The sequence below is a fragment of the Streptomyces sp. NPDC093795 genome (assembly GCF_044764665.1).
In the GTDB taxonomy this organism is placed as follows: Bacteria; Actinomycetota; Actinomycetes; order Streptomycetales; family Streptomycetaceae; genus Streptomyces.
The window spans coordinates 54141-78750 of record NZ_JBIWIO010000011.1 but is presented as its reverse complement, the minus strand read 5'-3'; the positions used below and the strand labels follow the sequence as shown (position 1 = coordinate 78750).

Annotated in this window: 22 protein-coding genes; 10 read left to right on the top strand and 12 right to left on the bottom strand. The window is 72.5% G+C overall.

Annotation, left to right across the window (positions count from 1 at the left end):
• Window positions 1-156: 156 nt before the first annotated feature.
• The gene (locus ACIRB7_RS27035) at window positions 157-513 is read right to left on the bottom strand and encodes an iron-sulfur cluster assembly accessory protein (protein ID WP_056645451.1); all 357 of its coding nucleotides are present in this window, start codon (window positions 511-513) and stop codon (window positions 157-159) included.
• 270 nt (window positions 514-783) lie between these two features.
• On the opposite strand from ACIRB7_RS27035, the gene nadA reads away from it, so the two are divergent.
• Window positions 784-1983 carry a quinolinate synthase NadA gene (nadA, locus tag ACIRB7_RS27030; RefSeq protein WP_403603406.1) on the top strand — a complete coding sequence of 400 codons (1200 nt, stop codon included), beginning with the start codon at window positions 784-786 and terminating at the stop codon, window positions 1981-1983.
• Window positions 1984-2051: 68 nt separating this feature from the next.
• On the opposite strand, the gene ACIRB7_RS27025 is transcribed toward nadA, so the two are convergent.
• From ACIRB7_RS27025 to ACIRB7_RS27005, 5 genes are all read right to left on the bottom strand, one after another.
• Entirely contained in the window at window positions 2052-5225 is a 3174-nt protein-coding gene (locus tag ACIRB7_RS27025) for an efflux RND transporter permease subunit (protein ID WP_403603405.1), read from the bottom strand.
• A gap of 187 nt (window positions 5226-5412) precedes the next feature.
• Window positions 5413-6099, bottom strand: a complete 687-nt coding sequence (locus tag ACIRB7_RS27020) for a response regulator (protein ID WP_403603403.1) — start codon at window positions 6097-6099, stop codon at window positions 5413-5415.
• A complete protein-coding gene (locus ACIRB7_RS27015) occupies window positions 6096-7352 on the bottom strand; it encodes a sensor histidine kinase (protein ID WP_403603401.1) in 1257 nt (418 codons plus the stop codon). Before ACIRB7_RS27015 ends, ACIRB7_RS27020 begins: the two co-directional genes overlap by 4 nt.
• A gap of 279 nt (window positions 7353-7631) precedes the next feature.
• On the bottom strand, window positions 7632-7910 hold the full coding sequence (locus tag ACIRB7_RS27010; RefSeq protein WP_403603399.1) for a hypothetical protein: 279 nt from the start codon (window positions 7908-7910) through the stop codon (window positions 7632-7634).
• 37 nt (window positions 7911-7947) lie between these two features.
• Window positions 7948-8745, bottom strand: coding sequence for a PspA/IM30 family protein (locus tag ACIRB7_RS27005; RefSeq protein ID WP_403603397.1), 798 nt, complete (start codon window positions 8743-8745; stop codon window positions 7948-7950).
• A gap of 272 nt (window positions 8746-9017) precedes the next feature.
• On the opposite strand from ACIRB7_RS27005, the gene ACIRB7_RS27000 reads away from it, so the two are divergent.
• The 3 genes from ACIRB7_RS27000 to ACIRB7_RS26990 all read left to right on the top strand — a co-directional run bounded on the left by ACIRB7_RS27000 (window position 9018) and on the right by ACIRB7_RS26990 (window position 11720).
• Window positions 9018-9623 (top strand): DUF3043 domain-containing protein, encoded by a 606-nt coding sequence (locus ACIRB7_RS27000; protein ID WP_403603395.1) that lies wholly within the window; start codon window positions 9018-9020, stop codon window positions 9621-9623.
• 65 nt (window positions 9624-9688) lie between these two features.
• Window positions 9689-10465 carry a class I SAM-dependent methyltransferase gene (locus tag ACIRB7_RS26995; protein ID WP_403603393.1) on the top strand — a complete coding sequence of 259 codons (777 nt, stop codon included), beginning with the start codon at window positions 9689-9691 and terminating at the stop codon, window positions 10463-10465.
• Between the two features lie 181 nt (window positions 10466-10646).
• A complete protein-coding gene (locus tag ACIRB7_RS26990; protein WP_403603391.1) occupies window positions 10647-11720 on the top strand; it encodes a S1C family serine protease in 1074 nt (357 codons plus the stop codon).
• Between the two features lie 384 nt (window positions 11721-12104).
• On the opposite strand, the gene ACIRB7_RS26985 is transcribed toward ACIRB7_RS26990, so the two are convergent.
• On the bottom strand, window positions 12105-12311 hold the full coding sequence (locus ACIRB7_RS26985; protein WP_403603389.1) for a hypothetical protein: 207 nt from the start codon (window positions 12309-12311) through the stop codon (window positions 12105-12107).
• A 91-nt stretch (window positions 12312-12402) separates the two neighbouring features.
• Here ACIRB7_RS26985 and ACIRB7_RS26980 point away from each other — a divergent pair, with 91 nt between their 5' ends.
• The 4 genes from ACIRB7_RS26980 to ACIRB7_RS26965 all read left to right on the top strand — a co-directional run bounded on the left by ACIRB7_RS26980 (window position 12403) and on the right by ACIRB7_RS26965 (window position 17372).
• Window positions 12403-13608 carry a bifunctional adenosylcobinamide kinase/adenosylcobinamide-phosphate guanylyltransferase gene (locus ACIRB7_RS26980; protein WP_403603387.1) on the top strand — a complete coding sequence of 402 codons (1206 nt, stop codon included), beginning with the start codon at window positions 12403-12405 and terminating at the stop codon, window positions 13606-13608.
• A gap of 47 nt (window positions 13609-13655) precedes the next feature.
• Window positions 13656-14732 (top strand): nicotinate-nucleotide--dimethylbenzimidazole phosphoribosyltransferase, encoded by a 1077-nt coding sequence (cobT, locus tag ACIRB7_RS26975; RefSeq protein WP_403603385.1) that lies wholly within the window; start codon window positions 13656-13658, stop codon window positions 14730-14732.
• A gap of 133 nt (window positions 14733-14865) precedes the next feature.
• Window positions 14866-16665 carry a phosphatidylglycerol lysyltransferase domain-containing protein gene (locus ACIRB7_RS26970; RefSeq protein WP_403603383.1) on the top strand — a complete coding sequence of 600 codons (1800 nt, stop codon included), beginning with the start codon at window positions 14866-14868 and terminating at the stop codon, window positions 16663-16665.
• Entirely contained in the window at window positions 16662-17372 is a 711-nt protein-coding gene (locus ACIRB7_RS26965) for a hypothetical protein (RefSeq protein WP_403603381.1), read from the top strand. The genes ACIRB7_RS26970 and ACIRB7_RS26965 overlap by 4 nt, the downstream gene beginning before the upstream one ends.
• Here the strand turns inward: ACIRB7_RS26965 and ACIRB7_RS26960 are convergent.
• Window positions 17312-18076, bottom strand: coding sequence for a hypothetical protein (locus tag ACIRB7_RS26960; protein ID WP_403603379.1), 765 nt, complete (start codon window positions 18074-18076; stop codon window positions 17312-17314). The two genes, ACIRB7_RS26965 and ACIRB7_RS26960, sit on opposite strands and share 61 nt — an antisense overlap.
• Before the next feature lie 76 nt (window positions 18077-18152).
• On the opposite strand from ACIRB7_RS26960, the gene ACIRB7_RS26955 reads away from it, so the two are divergent.
• Complete coding sequence (locus tag ACIRB7_RS26955; protein WP_403603377.1) at window positions 18153-18917, top strand: adenosylcobinamide-GDP ribazoletransferase; 765 nt, start codon at window positions 18153-18155, stop codon at window positions 18915-18917.
• A gap of 56 nt (window positions 18918-18973) precedes the next feature.
• Window positions 18974-20188: a hypothetical protein gene (locus ACIRB7_RS26950; RefSeq protein WP_403603375.1), complete on the top strand. Its 1215-nt coding sequence runs from the start codon at window positions 18974-18976 to the stop codon at window positions 20186-20188.
• Here ACIRB7_RS26950 and ACIRB7_RS26945 read toward each other — a convergent pair.
• Genes ACIRB7_RS26945 through pelF form a run of 4 tightly spaced genes read right to left on the bottom strand, consistent with a single transcriptional unit; the run spans window position 20148 to window position 24588 of the window.
• Entirely contained in the window at window positions 20148-20936 is a 789-nt protein-coding gene (locus ACIRB7_RS26945) for an endo alpha-1,4 polygalactosaminidase (protein ID WP_403603373.1), read from the bottom strand. The two genes, ACIRB7_RS26950 and ACIRB7_RS26945, sit on opposite strands and share 41 nt — an antisense overlap.
• Window positions 20933-21550, bottom strand: coding sequence for a spherulation-specific family 4 protein (locus ACIRB7_RS26940; protein WP_403603371.1), 618 nt, complete (start codon window positions 21548-21550; stop codon window positions 20933-20935). Before ACIRB7_RS26940 ends, ACIRB7_RS26945 begins: the two co-directional genes overlap by 4 nt.
• 12 nt (window positions 21551-21562) lie before the next feature.
• Window positions 21563-23053, bottom strand: coding sequence for a hypothetical protein (locus ACIRB7_RS26935; protein ID WP_403603369.1), 1491 nt, complete (start codon window positions 23051-23053; stop codon window positions 21563-21565).
• Window positions 23050-24588, bottom strand: coding sequence for a GT4 family glycosyltransferase PelF (pelF, locus tag ACIRB7_RS26930; RefSeq protein WP_403603367.1), 1539 nt, complete (start codon window positions 24586-24588; stop codon window positions 23050-23052). The genes ACIRB7_RS26935 and pelF overlap by 4 nt, the downstream gene beginning before the upstream one ends.
• Window positions 24589-24610: the final 22 nt, after the last annotated feature.

The window sequence follows — 24610 nt, the reverse complement described above, 5'->3', positions numbered from 1 at the left end:
AGCGCCCGGGGGGCCCCGGGCGGGGGGTGCCGGCGCCCCGGGTTCCGGGGGGCCCGCGCCCGATCCCGGGCGCCCCCCGGGGGCCCACCCGCAGTTGGGGGGGGCGCCCGGGTTGCCCCCCGGGCCCGCCGCCCTCATGTGCACGCGGTGTGCGGCTTAGCTGAACGAGTCGCCGCAGGCGCAGGAACCCGTGGCGTTCGGGTTGTCGATGGTGAAGCCCTGCTTCTCGATGGTGTCGACGAAGTCGATCGAGGCACCGCCGAGGTACGGGGCGCTCATGCGGTCGGTGACGACCTTGACGCCGTCGAAGTCCTTCACGACATCGCCGTCGAGCGAACGCTCGTCGAAGAACAGCTGGTAACGCAGGCCGGAGCAGCCGCCGGGCTGAACGGCGACGCGCAGAGCCAGGTCCTCGCGGCCTTCCTGTTCGAGGAGGCCCTTGACCTTGGCCGCGGCGGCGTCGGACAGGAGGATGCCGTCGCTGACAGTGGTCTTCTCGTCCGATACGGACATCTGCTTCTCTCCCGGTGTGTACGGAGACTGCTTGCCGACGGTTGCAACCGACGGTGCCCCGGATTCATTCCGGGCCGTGTGGGGTCTTTCTCCCTTCATGCTCGCACACCCTGTCCAGGAGCGGGGACGGCGAAGTCCAGCTGCGGGGACCGCGAATTCGTCACATCGACACTATGGCCATCGTCAACGTGACGTGAAGCGGTTATGATAGATAACGTCATTTCGACGAAAAGCATCCCCCGAAGGCTCCTCGAAGAAAGGGTGCGTGACGTGACCACGGCCCAAGCCCGTCCTGAACTCGACGTACAGCCGACGCCGCTCGCCCTGCTCCTGCTCGGTCGCGAGGCCGACCCGAAGAGCGAGCGCGGAGTGGAGTGTCCCGGCGATCTGCCGTCGCCCTCCGACCCGGACCTCGTGGAGCGCGCCCGCGCGGCCAAGGAGAAGCTCGGGGACAAGGTCTTCGTGCTCGGCCACCACTACCAGCGTGACGAGGTCATCCAGTTCGCCGACGTCACCGGTGACTCCTTCAAGCTCGCGCGCGACGCGGCGGCCAAGCCCGAGGCCGAGTACATCGTCTTCTGCGGTGTGCACTTCATGGCGGAGTCGGCCGACATCCTCACCGGCGACGACCAGAAGGTCGTCCTGCCCGACCTGGCGGCCGGCTGCTCGATGGCCGACATGGCCACCGCCGAGCAGGTCGCCGAGTGCTGGGACGTGCTGACCGAGGCCGGCATCGCCGAGCAGGTCGTGCCCGTCTCGTACATGAACTCCTCGGCCGACATCAAGGCCTTCACCGGCAAGCACGGGGGCACCATCTGCACCTCGTCCAACGCCGAGCGGGCCCTGGACTGGGCGTTCGAGCAGGGAGAGCCCGGCACAACAAAGGTGCTGTTCCTGCCCGACCAGCACCTGGGCCGGAACACCGCCGTCCGCGACATGGGCATGTCCCTGGACGACTGCGTCCTGTACAACCCGCACAAGCCGAACGGCGGGCTGACCGTCGAGGAGCTGCGCGCCGCCAAGATGATCCTGTGGCGGGGGCACTGCTCGGTGCACGGCCGCTTCTCGCTGGAGTCCGTCGAGGACGTCCGCGCGCGCATCCCCGGTGTGAACGTGCTCGTCCACCCCGAGTGCCGCCACGAGGTCGTCGCCGCCGCGGACTACGTGGGCTCGACCGAGTACATCATCAACACCCTGGAGGCGGCCCCGGCCGGTTCCAAGTGGGCGATCGGCACGGAGCTGAACCTGGTCCGCCGTCTGGCGAACCGATTCGCCGACCAGGACAAGGAGATCGTCTTCCTCGACAAGACGGTCTGCTTCTGCTCGACCATGAACCGCATCGACCTGCCGCACCTGGTGTGGACCCTGGAGTCCCTGGCCGAGGGCAACCTCGTCAACCAGATCCAGGTCGACAAGGAGACGGAGAGCTTCGCGAAGCTGGCCCTCGAGCGGATGCTCGCTCTGCCGTAACGGTTCTTCCCCCCTGTACGCCGAAGGGCGCCCCGCACGATCGCGGGGCGCCCTTCGGCGTTCGTGACTCAGTCCAGGAGGTTGAGGAGAGTCGCGTCCAGCGGGGAGACCTCCGGTTGGTCCGGGTTGTCCGTCGCGTCGCCCTTCTTCTTCTCGGAGTCCTTCTTCGCCGCCTTCTTCGCCGCCTTCTTCTTCGCGCGGCGCTCCTTGCGGAGCTCCACCATCGCGTACAGCGTCGGGACGAGGAGCAGGGTCAGCAGCGTCGAGGTGATCAGACCGCCGATCACCACCACGGCCAGCGGCTGGGCGATGAAACCGCCCTCGCCGGTGATGCCGAGGGCCATCGGCAGCAGGGCGAAGATCGTCGCCAGGGCCGTCATCAGGATCGGGCGGAGCCGGTGCCGGCCGCCCTCGATCACCGCTTCGACGACGCCGAGCCCCTGGGCCCGGTACTGGTTGATCAGGTCGATCAGGACGATCGCGTTGGTGACGACGATGCCGATGAGCATCAGCATGCCGATCATCGCCGGGACGCCCATCGCGGTGTCGGTGACGACGAGCAGGCCGATCGCGCCGGTCGCCGCGAACGGGATCGAGACCAGCAGGATCAGCGGCTGGATCAGCGACCTGAAGGTCGCCACCAGGAGCATGAAGACGATCGCGATGGCCGCGAGCATCGCGAGGAACAGGTTGAGGAAGGCCTCGGACTGGTCCTCGGAGACACCGCCGATGGTGGCGGTGGCGCCCTCCGGCAGGTCGAGCGCGTTGATCTTCGTCTGGAGGGTGCTGCTCACCGCGCCGGTGTTGTCGCCGACCGGCTTGGCCGTGATCGTCGCGGCGCGGGCGCCGTCGATCCGGGTCATGGAGACCGGGCCGGGAACCAGCTCGACGGTGGCGATGTCGCCCAGCTTCACCGGGCCGAGGGGCAGGGCCTTGAGCCCGGCCAGGGTGGTGACGGGCCGCGCCGAGGTGATGAGGACGTCCCGCTCGCTGTCGTCGAGGATCGCCTTGGCCGCCGGGGTGCCGCGGACGGCCTGGGCGACGACCATGCCGAGCGAGGCGGAGTCGAACCCGGCGTCGGCCGCCGCGGGCTTCGCCGTGACGGAGATGCGCGGCACGGACTGCGACAGGTCGCTCTGGACGTCGGTGACGTCCTTGAGCCCGGCGATCGCCGTCCGGACCTGCTCGGAGGCCTTCTTGAGGACCTCCGCGTCGGCGGCCTTGACGACCACGCTCAGGTCCTGGCTGCCGAAGCCGTCACCGGCCGAGATCGTGGTGTCGCCGATCCCGTCGAGGGCGCCGAGGCCCTTCTCGATGGCGGCACGCGTCTCCTCGTACGCGTCGGAGTCCTCCAGGCTGACCTTGTACGAGGCCTGGTTGGTGCCGGTGCCGCCGCCGAAGGCCGCCATGAAGCCGGAGGAGCCGACGTTGACCTGGTAGTCCTTGACGCCCTCGGTCTCCGCGAGGAGCTTCTCGATCTTCTTCGCGGCCTCGTCGGAGGCGTCGAGTCCGGTGCCGGGCGGCAGCTCCTGCTGGATGCTCAGGACCTCCTGCTCGCCCTGGTCGAAGAAGTTCGTCTTCAGGAGCGGGGCCATGCCGAAGGTGACGACCAGGACGGCGAGCGCGATGCCCAGGCTCATGATCCGGCGCCGGGTCGCGAACCGCAGGACCGGTACGTACAGGCGCTGGAGGCGGCTCTTCTCCTCCTTCTCCTCGGCCAGCCTGCGGGCCTCCGCCAGGTCCTCCGACGTGCCCTTGGGGGCGCGGAGGAACCAGTACGAGAGGACCGGGACCACGGTCAGGGAGACGAGCAGCGAGGCGAGCAGGGCCGCCGTGACCGTCAGCGAGAACGAGCCGAACAGCTCGCCGATCATGCCGCCGGTGAGGCCGATGGGCAGGAAGACGGCGACGGTGGTGAGGGTGGACGAGGTGACGGCGCCCGCCACCTCGCGGACCGCGGTGAGGATCGCGGACTGCCGTTCCTCGCCGTAGCCGAGGTGACGCTTGATGTTCTCCAGGACCACGATCGAGTCGTCGACGACCCGGCCGATGGCGATGGTCAGCGCGCCGAGCGTCAGCATGTTCAGCGACAGGTCACGGGTCCACAGCACGATGAGGGCGAGGACGACCGAGAGCGGGATGGAGACCGCGGTCACCAGGGTCGAGCGGATCGACGTCAGGAAGACCAGGATCACCAGGACGGCCATGACGAGGCCGAGCGCGCCCTCGGTGGTCAGCCCGGCGACGGCCTTGGCGACGGCCGGGCCCTGGTCGGAGACGACGGTCAGCTCGGCGCCCGCGCCCAGGTCGCGGCGCAGCTCGGGCAGCTTCTCCTCGACGGCGTCGGAGATCGCGACGGCGCTGCCGTCCTTGTCCATGGTGGCCATGACGGCGAGGCTGGGCTTGCCGTTGGTACGGGTGAGGGAGACGCGCTGCGACTCCTCCTGGCGGACGGTCGCCACGTCACCGAGGCGGACGGCCTTGCCCTTGCCGGGGACGGCCGCCGGGATGCGCAGGTCCTCGATCTGCTTCAGCGAGGTGTAGCCGCCGCCGACCTGGATCGTGCGGTTCTTGCCGTCCTCGGCGAAGGAGCCGGCCGGCATCGTGCCGCCGCCGGAGCGCAGGGCCTCGGCGAGCTTCATGCTGCTGAGCCCGGCCGCGGCGAGCTTCCGCTCGTCCGGGGTGACGGAGACCTGGAGGTCCTGGACGCCGGAGACGGAGACCTGGCCGACGCCCTCGATGCCTTCGAGGGCGGGGACGACGGTCCGCTCCAGCTGGTCGGCGAGCGCCTGCGGGTCCTTGTCGGACGCGGCGGCGAGAACGACGGTCGGCATGTCGTCCGTCGAGCCGGCGATCACCTGCGGGTCGACGGAGTCGGGCAGCTGCGCGCGGGCCCGGTTGACGGCCTGCTGGACGTCGGCGACGAGCTGCTTCGTCGACTCGTCGCCGTAGTCGAAGGAGGCCATGACGACGGCCATGCCCTCGGAGGCGGTGGAGGTGACCGACTTCAGGCCGTCGACGGCCTTCAGGTTGCTCTCCAGGGGCTCGACGACCTGCTTCTCGACCACATCAGGAGAGGCCCCCTGGTACGGGGCGAGGACCGAGACCATCGGCAGCTCGATCGAGGGGAACAACTGCTGCTTCAGCTGCGGTATCGCGATCGCGCCGAACACGATCGCGACGATGGACATCAGCCCGATCAGGGCCCGCTGCGCGAGGCTGAATCTGGACAGCCAGGACATGGGGTCTCTCTTCTGTGGCGTACTCGTCGACAGGCGGGAGCAGCCAAGACCCCGGCCCGGACCCGCTGGATCCGCCGGAGGCGCCCCCCGTCCCTACGATCTGCCATCGGTGGCAAGAAGTCCTCGGCCCCCGGGTCCACATCTTTATCCCGCGCATACCGCGTCTGGAGTACGCCGGGGCCCCCGGTCACTCCACCCTCGGACGTACCAGTCCCGATTCGTAGGCCGTGACCACCAGCTGGGCCCGGTCGCGGGCGCCCAGTTTGGCCATGGCCCGGTTGACATGGGTCTTCACGGTGAGCGGGCTGACGTCGAGCCGCTCGGCGATCTCGTCGTTGGACAGTCCGCCCCCGACGAGTACGAGGACCTCCCGCTCCCGGGCGGTGAGCGCGGCGAGCCGCTCGGTCCTGGCCCCGCCGCCGTCCACGGTCGCCGCGCCGGCGCCCTGCGCGAGGAACGTGGCGATCAGGCCCTTGGTGGCGGCCGGGGACAGCAGCGCCTCGCCCGCGTGCGCGATCCGGATCGCGCCGAGGAGTTCCTCGGGCTCGGCGCCCTTGCCGAGGAAGCCGGAGGCACCGGCGCGCAGCGACTGCACGACGTACTCGTCGACCTCGAAGGTGGTCAGCATGACGATCCGTACGTCGGAAAGCTCGGGGTCTCCGGTGATCATGCGGGTGGCCGCGAGGCCGTCCGTGCCCGGCATCCGGATGTCCATCAGGACGACGTCGGGCCGCTCCGCGCGGGCGAGGGTCAAGGCCTGGGCGCCGTCGGCGGCCTCGCCGACGACCTCCATGTCCGGTTCGGAGTTCACCAGGACCTTGAAGGCGCTGCGCAGCAGGGCCTGGTCGTCGGCGAGCAGCACCCGGATGGTCATGTGTCCTCCCCCGTACGGGACGTCACCGGCAGTATCGCCTGGACCCGGAAGCCGCCGCCGTACCGGGGGGCGGCGGTGAGGGTGCCGCCGAGCGCGCCGACCCGTTCCCGCATGCCGAGCAGTCCGTGGCCGCCGTGGCTGCTGTGGTCAGCAGCGGGGGCGGGGACGGCCGGGGGGCTGCCGTTGTCGAGGACGGTGATCTCGACCGTACGGCCCACCCGGACGACGCTCACCTCCGCCTCGGCCTCCGGTCCCGCGTGCTTGCGGACGTTGGTCAGGGCCTCCTGCACGATCCTGTACGCGGCCAGGTCGACGGCCGCGGGCAGAGGTTTCTCCCCGTCGGTACGGGCCAGGGCGACGGGGAGTCCGGCCTTGCGGAAGCTGTCGAGCAGTCCGTCGAGGACGGCGAGGCCGGGGGCCGGTTCGGTGGGCGCCTCGGGGTCGCCGGACTGGCGCAGCAGGCCGACGGTGGCGCGCAGCTCGTCCAGGGCGGAACGGCTTGCCTCCCGTACGTGCGCGAGGGCCTCCTTGGCCTGGTCCGGGCGCTTGTCCATGACGTGGGCGGCGACGCCGGCCTGGACGTTCACCAGGGCGATGTGGTGGGCGACGACGTCGTGGAGGTCGCGGGCGATCCGCAGCCTCTCCTCCGCGACCCGGCGCCCGGCCTCCTCCTCGCGGGTCCGCTCGGCCCGCTCGGCCCGCTCCCGTATCGCGTCGACGAAGGCCCGGCGGCTGCGGACCGCGTCCCCTGCGGCGGCCGCCATGCCGGTCCAGGCGAAGACGCCGAGGTTCTCCTGCGCGTACCAGTTGGTCGGGCCGAAGATCATGGCGGCGGCGGTGAGCACCGCCATCGTGACGAGGCCGACGCGCCAGGTGGTGGGGCGGTCGGTGCGGGAGGCGACGGTGTAGAGCGCGACGACGGCGCTCATCGCGATGGGGGCGGGCCGGGTGTCGTTGACGAGCTCGAAGAGGGAGATCGTCACGGTGAAGCAGAGCACGCGGAAGGGGAAGCGCCGCCGCAGGACGAGCGCGGCGGCCCCGGCGACCATGATCAGCACGCTCCACACATCGGGCGTGTGGTCACCGAAGGTCGGCCCGTCCGGGCTGCCGTGGGGGTCGGTGAAGGACCCGGCGACCATGCAGACGAGCGCGCCGAACGCGACCGTCGCGTCGAAGGCGAGCGGGTGGTCGCGGAACCAGTCGCGAAGGCGGAGGTAGAACGTGCCGGTGGCGGCGGCTCCGGTGGGGGTCACGGGGGACACGGTACGGGGCGGGGGCGGGGGTAGGTGGGGGTGCGGGTGCGGCCCGGCCGTGGGTGAGGGCGGGTGGCGGGTGCGGCCGGGAGTAGCGGGTGCGGCCGGGAGTGCGGGTGCGGCCGGACGGCCGGTGAGGCCAGACGTGCGGTGAGGCCAGACGTGCGGTGAGGCCGGACGTGCGGGGAGGTCGGGCGTGCGGGGAGGTCGGGCGTCCGTCGCCGGAACGCGCGGTGTCCCGCCGCCCCGGGTGGGGTGGCGGGACACCGGTGTCGTGCGTCAGCCGGGGATCAGGCCGTCGTCGGAGAGCATCTGCCTGACCTCGTCGAGGCTCGCGTCCGGGGCGGGGAGGATGAGCTCCGAGGGTTCGAGGGCGTCGTCCGGCAGTGGCTCACCGAGCCGCCGGACCGCGTCGAGGAGGGCGCCCAGCGTGCGCCGGAACCCTTCCCCGTCCCCCGATTCCATCTCTTCGAGCAGCTCGTCGTCGAGCTTGTTCAGCTCGACGAAGTGGCTGTCGGCCAGCTTCCACTGGCCCTCCCCCATGATCCGTACGATCATGACGCGTCCTGTCTGTCGCCTGCTTCTGCTGCTTCGACTACTTCTCGAAGCGCGGGTGGGACTGCTGCTGCGTCTGGTCCTGCGGCGCGGCCGCGCCACCGCCCTCGATCGACTGCTGCTGCGCCGACGGGCCGCCGGCCAGCTCCGCCTTCATGCGCTGGAGCTCCAGCTCGACATCCGTACCCCCGGAGAGCCGGTCCAGCTCCGCCTGGATGTCGTCCTTCGCGAGACCCGACTGGTCGTCCAGGGCTCCCGAGGCGAGCAGTTCGTCGATCGCGCCCGCGCGCGCCTGGAGCTGGGCGGTCTTGTCCTCGGCCCGCTGGATCGCGAGGCCGACGTCGCTCATCTCCTCGGAGATACCGGAGAAGGACTCGGCGATCCTGGTCTGCGCCTGGGCCGCCGTGTACGTCGCCTTGATGGTCTCCTTCTTGGTGCGGAAGGCGTCCACCTTGGCCTGGAGACGCTGGGCGGCGAGAGTGAGCTTCTCCTCCTCGCCCTGCAGCGTCTGGTGCTGCACCTCCAGGTCGCTGACCTGCTGCTGGAGCGCGGCACGCCGGGACAGCGCCTCACGCGCCAGGTCCTCGCGGCCGAGCGCCAGCGCCTTGCGGCCCTGGTCCTCCAGCTTGGCGGACTGGCCCTGCAGCTGGTTCAGCTGGAGTTCGAGCCGCTTGCGGGAGGTGGCGACGTCGGCGACGCCCCGTCGCACCTTCTGCAGCAGCTCCAGCTGCTTCTGGTAGGAGTAATCGAGTGTCTCGCGCGGATCCTCGGCCCGGTCAAGGGCCTTGTTCGCCTTCGCGCGGAAGATCATCCCCATACGCTTCATGACACCGCTCATGGGCTTCGCGCGCCCCCTTCTGACGGACTTCGGCTCCAGCTCTTCGACAGGATCCACAGTACGGGCCCTGTCTCCATTACCGCACTGTTCGGAGCGGGATGTGCTCCTCCCCAAGGACGACTGTGCGCGCTCTCCCCTCCCGCGCAGGGTGTAGATGGATCTAGGGGAAACCCCGCGCGTCCGCCGTACGTACCGTCGAAGACGCAGTCCGTTAGCGGATCGTTCCCGGCAGGCATGGGGTTCATGCCCACCACCCCGTACCCTTGGGTTTTGTGTTCCGTAGCCGTTCGAAGGACGAGAAGGCCCCCACCGACAAGGTGACGGCGGACCTCTCCACCAAGCAGCCCCGCGACCCCGAGGCCCCCAAGGGCCGCCCGACCCCGAAGCGGAGCGACGCGCAGACCCAGCGCCGCCGCGCCGTGACGGTGCCGACCGACCGCAAGGAGGCCGCCAAGCGCCAGCGCGAGGCACGCCGCTCCGACCTGGCCCGTCAGCGCGAGGCGCTGGCAAGCGGCGACGAGCGTTATCTGCCGGCCCGCGACAAGGGTCCGGTCCGGCGTTTCGTGCGCGATTTCGTCGACTCGCGGTTCGCGATCGCCGAGTTCTTCCTGCCGATGGCCGTGGTGATCCTCGTGCTGTCGCTGTTCGGCAACACGAACCGGTCGTTGCAGAACATCTCCCTGCTGCTCTGGCTCGGTGTGATCATCCTGATCGTCATCGACTCGATCGGCATCTGGCTCCGCCTGCGGAAGCAGCTGAGCGAGCGCTTCCCGAACGAGCCGAAGCGCGGCGCCATCGCCTACGGCCTGATGCGCACGCTCCAGATGCGCCGACTGCGGCTTCCGAAGCCGCAGGTCAAGCGCGGAGAGCGGCCCTGAGCGCCGACAGTTCGGAGCCCGTCGAGCGCGCTTTCGGCGCGGCGACCTCTGAGGCGGGCGGCCCGGTGCTGCCCGCCGTCGCTCACTGGCCCGCCGGGTCCGGCGGGCTGCGCGACACCATCCGGCAGGAGATCGTCGCCCGCCAGCTCGACGAGCAGATATCCGGCCGCTACCCCGTGGGGCAGCGGCTCCGGATCCTCGACGCGGGCATGGGCCAGGGCACACAGGCCCTGCGTCTCGCGCGCGCGGGGCACACGGTGACCGGCCTCGAGGCCGATCCCGACCTGCTGAAGGCGGCCCGTGAGTCGCTGGCGACGGAGCCCGCCGGGATCCGTGAGCGGGTCCGGCTCATCGAGGGCGACGGCCGCGAGACCGGCGTGCACTTCCTGCCCGGCAGCTTCGACGTGGTCCTCTGCCACGGCGTGCTGATGTACGCGGACGAGCCGGACGCGCTGCTCGCCGGCCTGGCCCGGATGCTGGCCCCCGGCGGGCTGCTCTCCCTTGTCGTACGGAACGCGGACGCCCTGGCCATGCGGCCGGGGCTCGCCGGCGACTGGTCGGGGGCGCTCGGCGGCTTCGACTCGGACGTCTACACGGACGGCCTCGGCGTGAAGGTGCGGGCCGACCGGCTCGACGCGCTGACGGCGACGCTCGCGGGGATCGCGGCGCCGCTGCACGCCTGGTACGGGGTACGGGTCTTCACGGACGCCGTCCCGGCCGAGGCGGGCCTGCCGGCCGCCGAGGAGCTGGACCGGCTGCTCGCCGCCGAGGACCGCGCGGGCCGCACGGAGCCGTACCGACGGATCGCGGCGCTGCTGCACCTGTGTGGGGTGCGGGGCTGAGACGGGCGGGCGGGGGCCGGTGGTTCGGAGCTCGGAGCTGCCGGCCTGGCGGGCCGGGGCTCGGTGGTTCGGAGCTCGGTGGCTCGGAGCTTGGAGCCGGCGGTCCTGTGTTCGGGGCTCGACGTCCCTGATCGGGTGCGTTCGTCGGGCCCTGGGTGGGGATGAAACGGATACTCCGGACATGGACGTATCCCGTGCCCATGCCCGTACCCCACGCCTCCTCCTCCCCCTGACCGCCGCGGCCTGCGCCGTCGCGCTCGTCGGCGGCTGCTCCTCCGCAGGGGACACGCCCGCGCGTGCGCGCTCCACCCAAGCGGCGGCGCCGCTCGCCGCCAACGACCTCCAGGACGACTACCAGGCCGTCATCAAGAACGTCCTGCCGTCGGTCGTGCAGATCGACGCGGCGAACAGCCTCGGCTCCGGGGTCGTCTACGACGGCAAGGGACACATCGTCACCAACGCGCACGTCGTCGGCCAGGAGAAGACCTTCAAGGTCACCGCCGCCACCGGCGGGCAGCCGGTGACCGCCCGGCTCGTCTCCTCGTACCCCGAGCAGGACCTCGCGGTGATCAAGCTCGCGTCCGTGCCACAGGGCCTCAAGCCGGCGAAGTTCGGCAACTCGACGGCCGTCGACATGGGGCAGATCGTGCTGGCGATGGGGTCACCGCTCGGCCTGTCCGGCAGCGTGACGCAGGGCATCGTCTCGGCGACCGGCCGGACGGTCAGCGAGGGGCGGACGGGTGGCGGCACGGGCGCGACCATCGGGAACATGATCCAGACGTCGGCCGCGATCAACCCGGGCAACAGCGGGGGCGCGCTGGTGAACCTGGACAGCGAGGTCATCGGGATCCCGACGCTCGCGGCGACGGATCCGGAGCTGGGTGGTGGTTCGGCGGCCGGGATCGGGTTCGCGATCCCCGCGTCGATGGTGCGGACCGTCGCGGACCAGATCATCAAGGACGGCAAGGTGACGGACTCGGGGCGGGCGGCCCTGAACATCACCGGGCGTACGGTGCTCGACGACGACTACGAGCCGGCGGGCGTGGCCGTGGTCGAGGCGCCGGCGGGTGGGGCGGCGGGGCGGGCGGGTCTGAAGCCGGGGGATGTGATCACGCGGCTCGGTGACACGGACATCACGACGATCACGTCGCTGTCGGAGGCGTTGGCCTCGCGGCGGCCGGGCGACAAGGTGACGGTGACGTATGTCCGGGGGACGGCCACGGAGAAGACGGACGTCACGCTGGGCGAGATGTAGACCCGGCCCGGTGCGGGGCGCGCCGCGTGGCCAACCACCCGCACCCCCACCGCCGTGTGGGCAACCGCCCGCACCCCCGCCCACCCCCCGTGTGGGCAATCGTCCCGCAGGGCGGGACGGGTGGGCACACGGGACGGCGCCCTCGGCGGCGCCCCCGCCCCCTGTGCCTGGACCCGCACCAGCAGTGCGGCGCGCAAGGGGTGCGGGTCCAGGCGTGGAAGCCTAGGCCCGGCAAGGGGCGCCGTCCGTTGTGCCCACCCGTTCCGCCCCAGCGGAACGAATGCCCACAACGGGGTGGCGGGGGTGGGCGCCGCCCCAGCGGAACAGTTGCCCACACGGGGGTGCGGGGTCCGGGTGGGTCCCGTACCCCCGTCGCCGGGCGCTCTAGCCCTCCGCGTTCAGGGGCATCGGGCCGTAGATCTTCGTCTCGTCCTCAGAGAGGGTCACCTGGGCCGCACCGCCGCCCAGGAGGTCCCGCCAGTGTTCGCCGAGCCAGCTTTCCGCGTCGCCCTGGGTGGTGAACTCCTCCGGGGTCACCACCGGCTCGACCTCCGTGCCGTCGGACTTCTCGAACCGCCACGTCCATGCCATGTCCGCCTCCTGGCGCTCACCGGATGATCGGTTTCCTGCCCGCAGAGTAGCCGGGCGCGCACGGCTCGCGGTGGCGCGGGAGGATCTGAGGGTGGAACTGACTCTGCTCGGCACCGGCGCCCCGCTCGGGCTCCCCCGTCCCGACTGCCCCTGCGCCGTGTGCGCGCTCTCCCGCGGGCCCCGGGTCCGCGCCGCGACGGCGCTGCTCGTGGACGGGGCCCTGCTGCTCGATCTGACCCCGGGGGCCGCGCTGGCGGCCGCACGGTCGGGGCATTCGCTCGTGGGGGTGCGGCAGGTTCTGCTGACGCATCCGCACGACGGGCCCGCCGTCGAGGTGCCCGCGGGGCTTCCGACGGCCGGGCGGGTGCCGGACGGGCGGGAGTTGACGCTGATCAGCGGGCACCGGGTGCGGGCCGTCCCGATGGACTCCCCCGGTACGGGGTACGAGGTGACGTCGGCGGACGGCGAGCGGCTGCTCTATCTGCCGCCGGGCGGGGCAGTCGCCGGGCTTCCGGAGAACCACCGGGTGCCGTACGACACGGTGGTGGCCGATGTGACGGGCCGCCCGGACGGTCTCGCCCGGCTGCGGGCGACCGGGGCGGTCGGCCCGGTGACCGAGGTGATCGCGGTGCACCTGGACCACGACATGCCGACGGGGGCGGAGCTGGACCGGCGGCTCGCGGCGTCGGGCGCGCGGGCGGTGCCGGACGGGACGACGCTGTACGTGGGCGACTACCACGAGGTGCCGGACGTGCCCCGGCGGACGCTGGTGACCGGCGGGGCCAGGTCGGGGAAATCCGTGGAGGCCGAGCGGCGTCTCGAGTCCTTCCCCGAGGTCCTTTACGTGGCGACGGGCGGCAGCCGTGAGGGGGATCCGGAGTGGGCGGAGCGGGTGGGCCTGCACCGGGAACGGCGGCCGGGTTCCTGGCGTACGGCTGAGACCTGTGACCTCGTACCGCTCCTCGAGGAGGAGGACGGGCCCGCGCTGCTCGTCGACTGTCTGTCGCTGTGGCTGACGGACGCCATGGACCGGGTGGACGCCTGGGACGACGAGCGGTGGGCGGCCGGTGGGCAGCGGGCGCTGCGGAAGCGTACGGCGGAGCTGGTGGCGGCGGTACGGGCCACCCGCCGGACGGTCGTCGCGGTGACGAACGAGGTCGGTTCGGGGGTGGTGCCGGGTACGGCGGCGGGGCGGCGGTTCCGGGACGAGCTGGGCCGGCTGAACGCGGCGTTCGCCGACGAGTGCGAGGAGGTCCTCCTCGTGGTCGCCGGTCAGGCCCTGGTGCTGCGCGGGTAGGGTGCGATCACTGAAGGCACTCGCTGATTTGTCTCAAGGCGGAACCCGTGAATCTGGACGACTTCTCCGATCTGATCGAGCGCCCCGACGGCGGGATCCGGCGTGACGCCGAGGAGCGCCGTGAGCGGCTGAGCGTGCCGCCGGGGGCCCTCGGCCGGCTCGACGAGCTCGGTGAGTGGCTGTCGGCGGCGCAGGCCTCGGTCAAGGTGCGGGCGATCGAGCAGCCGAAGGTGGTGCTCTTCGCGGGCGACCACGGGATCGCCTCGCTCGATGTGTCGGGGCGCCCGGCGGGCACCGCGCACGAGCTGGTGCGGGCGGTCCTGGACGGGGCGAGCCCGATCGCCGTGCTCGCCCGGTCGACGGACGTGCCGGTACGGGTCGTGGACGCCGGTCTCGACTGCGAGCCCGAGCTGCTGCCCGCCGAGGTGGTACGCCATCGGGTGCGGCGCGGCAGCGGCCGGATCGACGTCGAGAACGCGCTGACGGTCGAGGAGACGGAGGCGGCGGTCCGCCTCGGTATCGCCATCGCCGACGAGGAGGCCGATTCCGGCACCGATCTGGTGGTGCTCGGGGATCTGAGCGTCGGCGGGACGACGCCCGCGGCGACCCTGATCGCGGCCCTCTGCGGGACGGACGCGTCGGTGGTGACGGGCCGGGGCGGCGCCGGGATCGACGACCTGGCGTGGATGCGGAAGTGCGCGGCGATCCGGGACGCGCTGCGGCGGGCCCGGCCGGTACTGGGCGATCAGCTGGAGCTGCTCGCGGCCGTGGGCGGGGCGGATCTGGCGGCGATGACGGGATTCCTGCTCCAGGCCTCGGTGCGGCGGATGCCGGTGATCCTGGACGGTGTGGTGGGGGCGGCCTGCGCGCTCGTGGCGCAGCGGGCGGCGTTCCGGGCGCCGGACTGGTGGCTGGCGGGTCAGGTGAGCGGGGAGCCGGCGCAGGCGAAGGCGCTGGACCGGATGGCGCTCAACCCTCTCCTCGACCACGGCGTCCATGTGGGTGAGGGAACCGGGGCATTGCTCGCACTTCCCCTCGTCAGGGCCGCGGCGGCGTTCGCCGCGGAGCTGCCCGAGCGTCCGGATCCGACCACTCCGGACGGCGCGGGCGCTTCGGAGGCCTGAGAGGGAGCGGGACGGAGACGTATCGACTCCGGGGCGGTCACGCGCGCGGCGCACGGCACGTGCGCACGCCACGCGCGCGTGGCCGCCTCCGGCGTCTCCGCACGACAAGTGGTGCCCCATATGATCGCTTTTCATGGGAGAAGTCCGCTTGTCTGCCGAAGCAACACCCGGGGCAACGCCCGGAGCAACGCCCGGAGCAACACCCCGGAGCTCCACCCCCCGTTCGCGCCGCGGCGCCGCGTTCGCCGTCTGGTACCTGCGGGTCGTCACGTTCATCAACTTCCTGAGTGCCGTCTGGGTCTCGTTCGGACAGGACCTGCGGCGCCACAACGAGGACAACTACTTCACCCCGTACATGCTCACGGCGGGCTTCGCCTCGGGGGTCTTCACCCTCTTCCTGGCGATCACCATGCGGCGCCGCAAGCGGGCCGCGTGGATCCTCAACCTGGTGCTCGGCGGTCTGTTCCTGCTGCTGTTCGCGCTCGTGATGTTCTTCCCGGAGATCCGGCAGCACGCCCAGAACTGGATCTCGCTGGTCCTGACCGCCGCGTTCGTCCTGGCGCTGCTGCTCGGCCGCAAGGAGTTCTACGCGAAGGGCGACCGCTCCAACCCGCTGCTCGCGGCGGCCGTGGCGGTCGGCGGACTGCTCGTCACCTCGCTGCTCGCGGCCGTCCTGGTCACCGCCACCAACACCTCCACCGCCCACTCCACCTTCCTGGAGCGCTGGCGGTACGGCGTGATGCGGCTCGTGACCCTGGCCGCCGACGACTCGCGGCTCCCCGGGATCTCCACCCCCGGCTGGGTCGACGTCACCATCAACGTCCTGTCCACGCTGCTGCTGTTCGCGGTGCTCTTCGCCGCCTTCCGCTCCCGGCGGGCCGTCGATCCGCTGACCGAGGGGGACGAGGAGCGGCTGCGGGCCCTGCTCGACAAGCACGGGAACCGCGACTCGCTCGGCTACTTCGCGCTGCGCCGCGAGAAGAGCGTCGTGTGGTCACCGAGCGAGAAGGCCGCCGTCACCTACCGGGTGGTCGGCGGGGTCTCGCTCGCCTCGGGCGACCCGATCGGCGACCCCGAGGCCTGGCCGGGCGCCATCGAGCCCTGGCTGGCCGAGGCGCGTGAGCACGGCTGGATCCCGGCGGTGATGGGCGCGAGCGAGGAGGCCGGCACGATCTACGCCCGGCACGGCCTCGACGCCCTGGAGCTGGGCGACGAGGCGATCGTCGAGACCGACGAGTTCACCCTGGACGGGCGGGCCATGCGGACGGTCCGGCAGGCGTTCAACCGGGTCAAGCGGGCCGGGTACGAGGTGCGGATCCGGCGCCACGAGGACATCCCCGCCGAGGAGATGGACGTGTTGCTGCGCAAGGCCGACGACTGGCGGGACGGGGCCACCGAGCGCGGTTTCTCGATGGCGCTCGGGCGGCTCGGCGACCCCCGGGACGGGCGCTGCGTGATGCTGGAGTGCACCGACGGGCAGGGCGAGCTGCGGGCGGTGCTGTCCTTCGTACCCTGGGGCCCGAAGGGGCTCTCGCTCGACCTGATGCGCCGTGACCGGGAGTCCGAGAACGGCCTGATGGAGTTCATGGTCATCGAACTCCTCCAGCGCGCGGAGGAGATCGGGATCACTCAGGTCTCACTCAACTTCGCGATGTTCCGCTCCGTCTTCGAACGTGGCTCGAAGCTCGGCGCGGGGCCCGTGCTGCGGATGTGGCGTTCGCTGCTCAGCTTCTTCTCCCGCTGGTGGCAGATCGAGTCGCTGTACCGCGCCAACGCCAAGTACCGACCGATCTGGGAGCCCCGATTCATGCTCTTCGAGAAGAGTGCCGACCTGCTGCGCATCGGCCTGGCGGCCGGCCGGGCCGAAGGCTTCCTGGAGGCCCCGGGGCTGCCGAAGTGGCTGCACCGCAGACATCTGGAGAGCGGGCGTTGAGCGCCTCGGGCCGGGAGTTCGCGCGCCGGGAGTGGGGCCCGCTGTTCACCACCGTACGGACGGCGCTCGTCACGAGGAGGTGGCGGGCGGTCCCGATGACGATCGCCGCCGTCTGCCTCACCGCCCTCTTCCAGCTGGTCCAGAACCAGGACTGGGGCTATCAGCCGGTGCAGGACATCGGCTCGGTGCGGGCCGAGGACCCGCTGTGGCTCGCGCTGCTCAGGACCCCGCTCTCCCTCTTCGTACCGGCGCTCGACCTGCCCGTGTGGGGCGCGCTGGCGCAGGTCCTGCTGGTGTTCGGGATCGCCGAGATCTGTCTCGGGCGGGGGCGGACGCTCGGCATCGCCTATCTGGCGACCCTCGCGGGGACGCTGTACGCGCGCGTGGGCATCGCGATCGGCCCGGACAGCCCGCTCGGGCTGCCCGCGTCCGACGCGCGGGTCGTCGACACCGGGCCCTCGGCGGCGGTGGTCGGCCTCGCGGTCTGTGTCTGCTGGCGGTACAGGGCCTTCTGGACCGGCGGGGCGGTGATCGTCGCGATGGTCGTGGAGGTGGTCGTCAAGCCGAACCTGGCGGGCAAGGAGCATCTGGCGGCCATCGCCGGCGTCCTCGTCCTGATCGGGGTCCAGGCCTGGCGCGAGCGCGGTCAGGAGGGGGTGGAACCCCGCCCCGGGACCCGCTCCTGGAAGCCGCCGATCAGGTCCTGAGCGCGGCGCCGGACCTTGGTCCAGCGCTTGTCGTGGCGGTACGTACGGATCCGGGAGCGTGCCCGGGCGCGGTGGCGGCGCCCGTAGAGCCGCCGGGACCACCACGAGCCGGGGCGGGCGAGGCGGACGGCGCCGACGATCGCCACGAAGGGGACGAACACCCCGAGGACGGCCATCCGGAACTTGCCCTTCACCAGGGTGACCAGGATGAGGAGGAAGTTCAGCGCCAGGGTGAGGAGGAAGGTGAGCCGGTCCTGGCGCTCGTCGGCGGTCACGTCGTCGACACCGAGCGGGGAGAACCCGCTCAGGGCGAGCCCGACCAGGGCCGCGGTGAGGACGACCACCTCGACGCTCTTGCGGCCCTCGTCGGACCAGTACACGTCGTCGAGATGGAGGATCAGCGCGAACTCGTCGAGGACGAGCCCCGCGCCGATCCCGAAGATCACCGCGAAGACGATGCCGCCGACGCCGTGCCGGTCGCTGCCCACCGCGCCGAATCCGCCGATGACGGTGAGGACGACGCCCGGCACGACGTGATGGATGTGGAGCCCGCCGGAGGACACGTTCCCGAAGGGGCCCTTCCCCGCCCGGATGAGCCGGGTGACCGTCCGCGTGACCAGGAACGTCACGACGAACGAGGTCAGCGCGAGCAGCATCGGGAGTTTCCCCGGCTCGACGATGTTGCGGGAGAACCAGTGACCCATGCCACCCCGTTCCGATATGCGCGGTATGCGGCGTACGGGCAATCTACCGTCCGGAGGCGGCGATTACCCTGCCCGGATGGACGGCCTGCGTTTCGCCTTCGGCACCCTCACCGTGTTCCCCACCCGCATCACCCGCTGGGACCGGGACGCGGCACGCGGCGGCATGCTCTGCGCCCCCCTTGCCGGTCTGGTCGTCGGCCTCTGCGCGGCGGCGCTCGGCACAACGTTCCTGCTGCTCGGCTCGGGCCCGCTGCTCGCCGCCGTCGTCACCACCGCCGTCCCCGCCGTCCTCACCCGGGGCCTCCACCTCGACGGCCTCGCGGACACCGCCGACGGCCTCGGCAGCGCCAAGCCCGCCGAGGACGCGCTGCGCATCATGAAGCAGTCGGACGTGGGGCCGTTCGGGGTCATCGCGCTGCTCCTCGTCCTGTTCGCCCAGGTCGCCGCCCTCTTCGAGCTGTACGGGCAGAGCTGGGCGCACGGCGTGGCCGGCGCCGGGCTCGCCGCCACCGTCGCCCGCCTCGCCCTCACCCACGCCTCCCGCCACGGCATTCCGGCGGCCCGCCCCGAGGGCCTCGGCGCGATCGTCGCCGCCACGGTCCCGGCCCGCTCCGCGACGCTCACGACGGCGCTCGTCCTGGTGGCGTGCGCGGCGACGGGCCTCCTGTTCTCCCCGTACGACGCGGTCCACAACGTCCTGGCGGCCGGCGCGGCCCTGGCCGCCGCGGCACTGCTGCTCCGCCGGTGCGTACGGCGGTTCGGCGGCGTCACGGGCGACGTCTTCGGCGCGGTGGAGGAGACGGCGACGACGGCGGCGCTCGTGACGCTGGCGCTCGGGTGACCCATCCGTGACCGGACACCGGGCAACCATCGGGGCCGCTGCCCGGTCATCCAGGCGTGATCAGACCCCTCACCCGTGTCGCCGCCTCCCTCGCCGGAGCGGTCCTGCTGCTCAGCGCCTGCGACAGCGGCCCCGGCACCGCCCGGCCCACCCCCCACCCCGTCTTCTCCGAGCCGCTCGCCCGGCAGGTGAACCTCGCCCTCCGGCACACGCAGCAGGCGGGCGGCGCCGGACTGCGACAGACCGTCACCTTCACGTCCGGCAAGGACAGGGCCGTCCAGACCCTCACCGGACACTTGGACTTCGCGGGCTCGCGCGGCTCGGCGACGAGCCGCTGGCACCTGACCCCGGACTTCCCCCGGGCCGCCCGGGAGACGATCCTCGGCACCCCCCAGGGGCCCGGCACGGGTGACACCGTCGGCCGCTACACCGTCGACACCAAGGCCATCCACTACCGGGCCGGCTCCGCCGGATACTGGCTCCGGTACGAAGGCGACATCAAGCCGCTGTGGGGGATCGACTCGATCAGCCACCTCCGGGGCACGGAGGGCGCGATCGGCGGGACGCTCCTGGAGGTCCTCGGCGGAGTGCGGCCGGCCGCACAGCGGGCCCTCGGCGGAGGCGGCCGCTCCTACCGGGCGGACTTCCCGCTCACCGAGGCCCTGGAACTCTTCCCGTACGACCTGCGAAGCGAGTTCGTGCCCGCACCCCTGTACGACCACCTGCCGAGCACCCCCGTCCCCCTGACCGTCGAGGTGGACCGCGACGGCCGGATCACCCGGGCCCGGGCCGATCTGACGGCCCTGCTCGACAGGAAGACGGAGGGCGCGCTCGCCGGGGTGACCGCGCTCCACGCCGATCTCGTGCTCGACCGCTTCGGCGCACCGGAGGCCGGAGCCGTCGCCGCACCGGACGGCCGCGTCCTGGACGCCGCATCGGCCATCACCCCCACCTCCGAGGCACGCCCCGGGGAGTGCATGGACTTCCACACCGGCATGCGGTACAGCCGACTGGTGGCACGGGTGCCCTGCACCGGCCCCCACGACGGGAAGGTCCTCGCCCAGCACCCGCTGACCGGCCCCTACCCCGGGGTCGGGGACGCCGAGGAACGGGCCGGGCGGGCCTGTGCCGGCACCCGGGACGGCTCCCGCTCCGAGGCCCTCTGGTACACCTGGTCGTCCGATCACGACTGGACGGCGCGGGGCGAGGGCCGGGCGACCTGCTACGCCGTCAGCAGGCCTGGCGCCACACCCCCAGCTCGTACCGCTTGAGCATGGAGCTGAGGTTCAGTTCCCTCGCCTGCGGACAGAACTCGGTCGTCTTCAGCTCGTACTCGACGTGGAAGACCGCCTTGCCCGCCGCCACGAAGGGGGCGAGGCGGTCGCACTCGGTGTACTGGGCGCACTGTTCGTTGACCGCGAAGTCGAAGTCGGGGAGCAGCTGCGGGATCTGGTCCAGGTCGTTCTTGAGGCCCACCGCGAGGCCCCGGTCGTGGGCCAGGCGGGCGATGAGGCGGTTGTAGCGGAGCTGGTCGGTGGCGGTGAGGGGGAAGCCGGTGTCGTTCTTGTAACCGTCCATGTTGTCGGGTTCGACGGCGTCGAAGCCCTTGGTGCGGCACATGTCGAGGCGTTCGGCCATGAGGGGTTCGAGGACGTCGGTGCGGCGGATGTCGAGCCAGCGTTCGCCCTCCCAGCCGTTGCCCTCGCCGAGGACGGACTTCGGGAAGCGGTCGGCGTCGGGGCGGAAGTCCTCCCAGGCGCCGGTGGAGAGGTAGCAGATGACCTTGCGGCCGCGGCGGTGGAGGTCCTCGACCGTCGACGCGGGATGGTCGAAGCCGTCGATGTCGTACACCGGGACGTCGACCGTCGGGTCGAGGCGGCCGCTGAGCTGCCACTGCCAGGCGAGACCCGGCTTCGGCCGCCACCGCTCCTCCCTCGGCTTCGGGTCGGGGTCGGGGCCCGTCGTACAGGCGGTGGCGAGCAGGAGCAGCCCCGCGAGCAGGGGCAGCAGTCGTCTCATCGTGCGGGCTCCAGGGGGTGCGGAAGGGTGCCCCAGGGGTGCGCGCCCGTGCCCGGGACCGCGCAGTGCACCGGGGTGGCCGGGCGGACGCCGGGCGGGGCCGCGTAGACGAGGTGGCAGTAGTGGGCGGCGACCGGCAGGTCGAGCGTCCGGTACGTGTCCCAGGGGCCCTCGAAGGTGACGAGGAGGTCGGCGAACTCCTCGTAGCCCGGGTCGGGGTGCGCCCCGTGGTTGAGCACGACGGTCGCGGCTCCGGCGGACCGGGCCGCGACCGCGATCCGCCGGTAGTGGGCGAGGCAGCCGTGCGCGGTCGACACCTGGTCGAGGAAGGCGCCGTCGGTGCCGTACCAGTCGCGGTGGCGGAGCAGTTCGGTGACGACCTCGGGGTGCGGGCGGCGCCCGTAGTCGGTGTCCACGTAGCCGAGGAGCCGTACCCCCGCCGCCCGCAGCCGTCCGGTGGCCTCCGCGAACGCCGGGTCGGCGGCCTCGCCCGCGCCGCTCGCCGGGTTGACGACGACGCCGTACAGGGAGGGAGCCGCGGCGACCAGCGCCGACCACGCTTCGGGGCGGTCGGCCGGGTGCTCGTAGAACGGCACCAGGAGGAGACGGTTCACGGTCCTTGTCCCCTAGACGCGATGGGCGGTCGGTCGTACCAGCAGAGCACAGGTGAGGACGGCGAGCACCGCCGCCGCTCCCCCGGCCGCCACCGGGCCCGCCGCCGGTCCCAGGGTCTGCGCCGCCGCCGCGAGCAGACAGACGACGGCGGCGCTGAGCACCGCGCCGAAGGCCTGGAGCAGCAGCCCCAGCCAGAGCACCGTCCCGACGAGGAGCAGGGTGACGAGCCGGGGCGGCGTCGGCCAGGGCGCCCCGGGCCAGGCCAGGGTCGCGGCGAGGGTGAGGGCGACGAGGACCGTGAGGTAGCCGCCGAGGCAGAGCACGAGGGTGCCGGTGACGGCCCGGCGGAACTCGCGGGCGGTGGTGAGGGTCCGCAGCCGGGTCAGGCTCTCGCCCCGGAAGCGGTGCAGCAGCCACTCCGCGGGGCCCATGGAGAGGGTGAGCGCGATGACGGCTCCCGCGCCGCTCACCAGGGTGTCGCCGATGCCCGCCTGGAGGACGAGCAGCCCGCTGCCGAGGCCGAACATGCCGTACGGGAGGGAGCCGGCGCGCGGGGGGCCGCCGCGTCCCGCCGCGCCGCGCCGCAGGCCCGGCCGCAGGACGAGCGCGGCGAAGACGACGCTCGCGGTGAGCGCGGCGAGGAGGAGCGCGGCGCGCAGCGGGTCGGGCAGGTCCCAGCGGAAGGCGGGGAGGGCCCCTGCGAGCGGCAGCAGGGCGCAGAGCAGGGCCCGTTCGCGGCCGAGGACCAGGAGCACGGTCGCGGCGGCGAGGTACAGCGACTGTCCGGCGGCGAACAGGGCCGCCGGGGCCTCGCCGGGCGCGGCGGCCGCGAAGGAGACGGCCGTACCGGCGAGGGCGCCCGCCGGGGCGCCGGTGAGCAGGGCGCGGGCGGCGGCGGGCCGGTCGCCGAGACCGAGCCAGGTGTAGGCGCGGTGGGACAGGGCCTGGTTCCACACCCAGCCGGTGACGGCGCCCGCGAGGAGCGGAACCGTTCCGCCGGGGAGCCCGAAGCGGCCCGGCTCCCCGGCGAGGAGCGGGGCGGCGAGGACGTACGCGAGGCCGGGCAGCGCGAAGACGAGCCCGCGCAGGAGGCAGCCGGCGAGCCCGGTGTGCCAGGCACCGCCGGGCGGCCGCGCCGGTGCGGGGTGGTGGCGCCGCTCCACGCGCGCGTAGAGGTCCTCGGCGAGGGCGAAGGAGTCGGCGCGGCCGTAGGTGAGGCGGATGTGGTCGTCGGTCATGCCGTCGGATTCGAGGAGGGCGGCGATCTCGTCCGGGTGGACGGCGACCGCGGCGAATTCTTCGAGCCGCACGGCGAGCTCGTCGAGGGGGTCGGCGGCGAGTGCCTCTCCGGTGGGGTGGGCGGTGGCGGGGGTGGAACCGCCGGGCGGGTCCGTGGCGGGCGGGTCCGTGGTGCGTCCCGGGTGGTCCGCGCGGCGGGGGGGGGGGATCGCCGGGAGCGGGGTCCCCGTCGTCGGGGGTTTCAGCCAGAGGGAGCCGCTCATGCCGGGGTGCCTTCCGCGACGAGGGGCGGGGTGGTGCGGAAGGGGGCCGTGAGGCGGACCGTCCAGGCCTTCGGGTCGAGGCGGGGGTGCGTCCGCTCGCCCGCCAGTTCGCGGTAGATCTGCCGGAAGCCGTCCACCGAGCGGTGCAGGGTGAACCGGTCGATCACCCGCTGCCGGGCGCGGCGGCCGAGTTCGGCGCGTCTGGCCCCGTCGCTGAGGAGGGCGCTGACGGCGGCGGCCATGACGGCCGGTTCGCGGGGCGGGACGACGATCCCGGTGTCGCCGACGGCCTCCCGTACCCCGCCGACGTCGGTGGAGACGGTGGCGCGGCCGCAGGACATGGCCTCGATGAGGGAGAAGGGGAAGCCCTCGCTGATGGAGGAGAGCATGACCACGCTGCCGGCGGCGTAGGCGCGCGGCACCTCGGAGACCCGGCCCTCGAAGCTGACGCCGTCGGTGACGCCGAGTTCGGCGGCGAGCTTCTCCAGGCGGGTCAGGTAGTCCTCGTTCCCGGCGGGGACCGGGCCGAACAGGCGCAGGCGCAGCGCGGGGAGTTCGGCGCGGCAGATCGCGTACGCCCTGATCAGGGTTTCGAGGTCCTTGATGGGGTCGACGCGGCCGCACCAGCTGAGGATGGGCGTCTCGGGTTCGGGCCCGGCCTCGGGGAAGGCGGCCGGGTCGACGCCGTTGTAGACGGTGCGGATGCGGTCGGCGGGGGCGCCGCCGCGCTCCTCCCAGCGCCGGTTGTACTGGTTGCAGGGGGTGATGAGGTCGGCCTTGCGGTAGCCGAGGGTGTTGAGCTCGCGGTAGAAGCCGAGCATCAGGGCCTTGACGGGCCAGCGTTGCGTTTCGGTGCGGTAGCCGAGGTAGCGCTCGCGGAGGTAGATGCCGTGTTCGGTGAGCAGGAAGGGCACCCCTTCGAAGTGCTGGGCGGCGAGCGCCGGCAGGGTGGCGAGGCCGCTGGAGACGGCGTGGGCGACGCCGCCGGTGGATATCCGGGCGGCGAGCGGACGCAGGGCGTGTTCGAGCAGGTCGGTGGCGGTGAGCGCGTCGTGGACGGTGGGCCGGGCCGCGAGGATCGGCAGGTGCGGCATGGTCCAGATCCACATGAGGGAGCGCAGGGCCGCCTCGGAGCGCAGGGCGGTGGTCAGCCGTCCCTGCCGGGCGAGTTCGGCCAGCTCGTACAGGCCGGTGCCGAAGTCGCAGCCCGCCTCCGGGTCGAGGAGGGCGAGCAGGGTCCGTTCGTACGCGTCGAGGAAGCGGCGGCGGGCGCGCCCCCGCAGGGGCCGGCGGGCGCGAGCGGGCGCGGCCGGTCCCTGCGGGAGTCCCCAGAGGGGGTACGCGGTGTGCCGGGTGATGTTGGGCGGCAGCTCCCAGGTGACGGGTTCGCGGCCGCTGCCGGTGAGGGCGAGGATCTCGAAGTCGACCTCGGGCATGCCCCGGACGAGCTGGTCGCACCAGGTGCTGACGCCGCCGTGGACATGCGGGTAGGTGCCTTCGGTGAGCATGGTGACGTGACGGCCACTGCTCGGCATGTGCGTTCCCCCCAGAACGTGC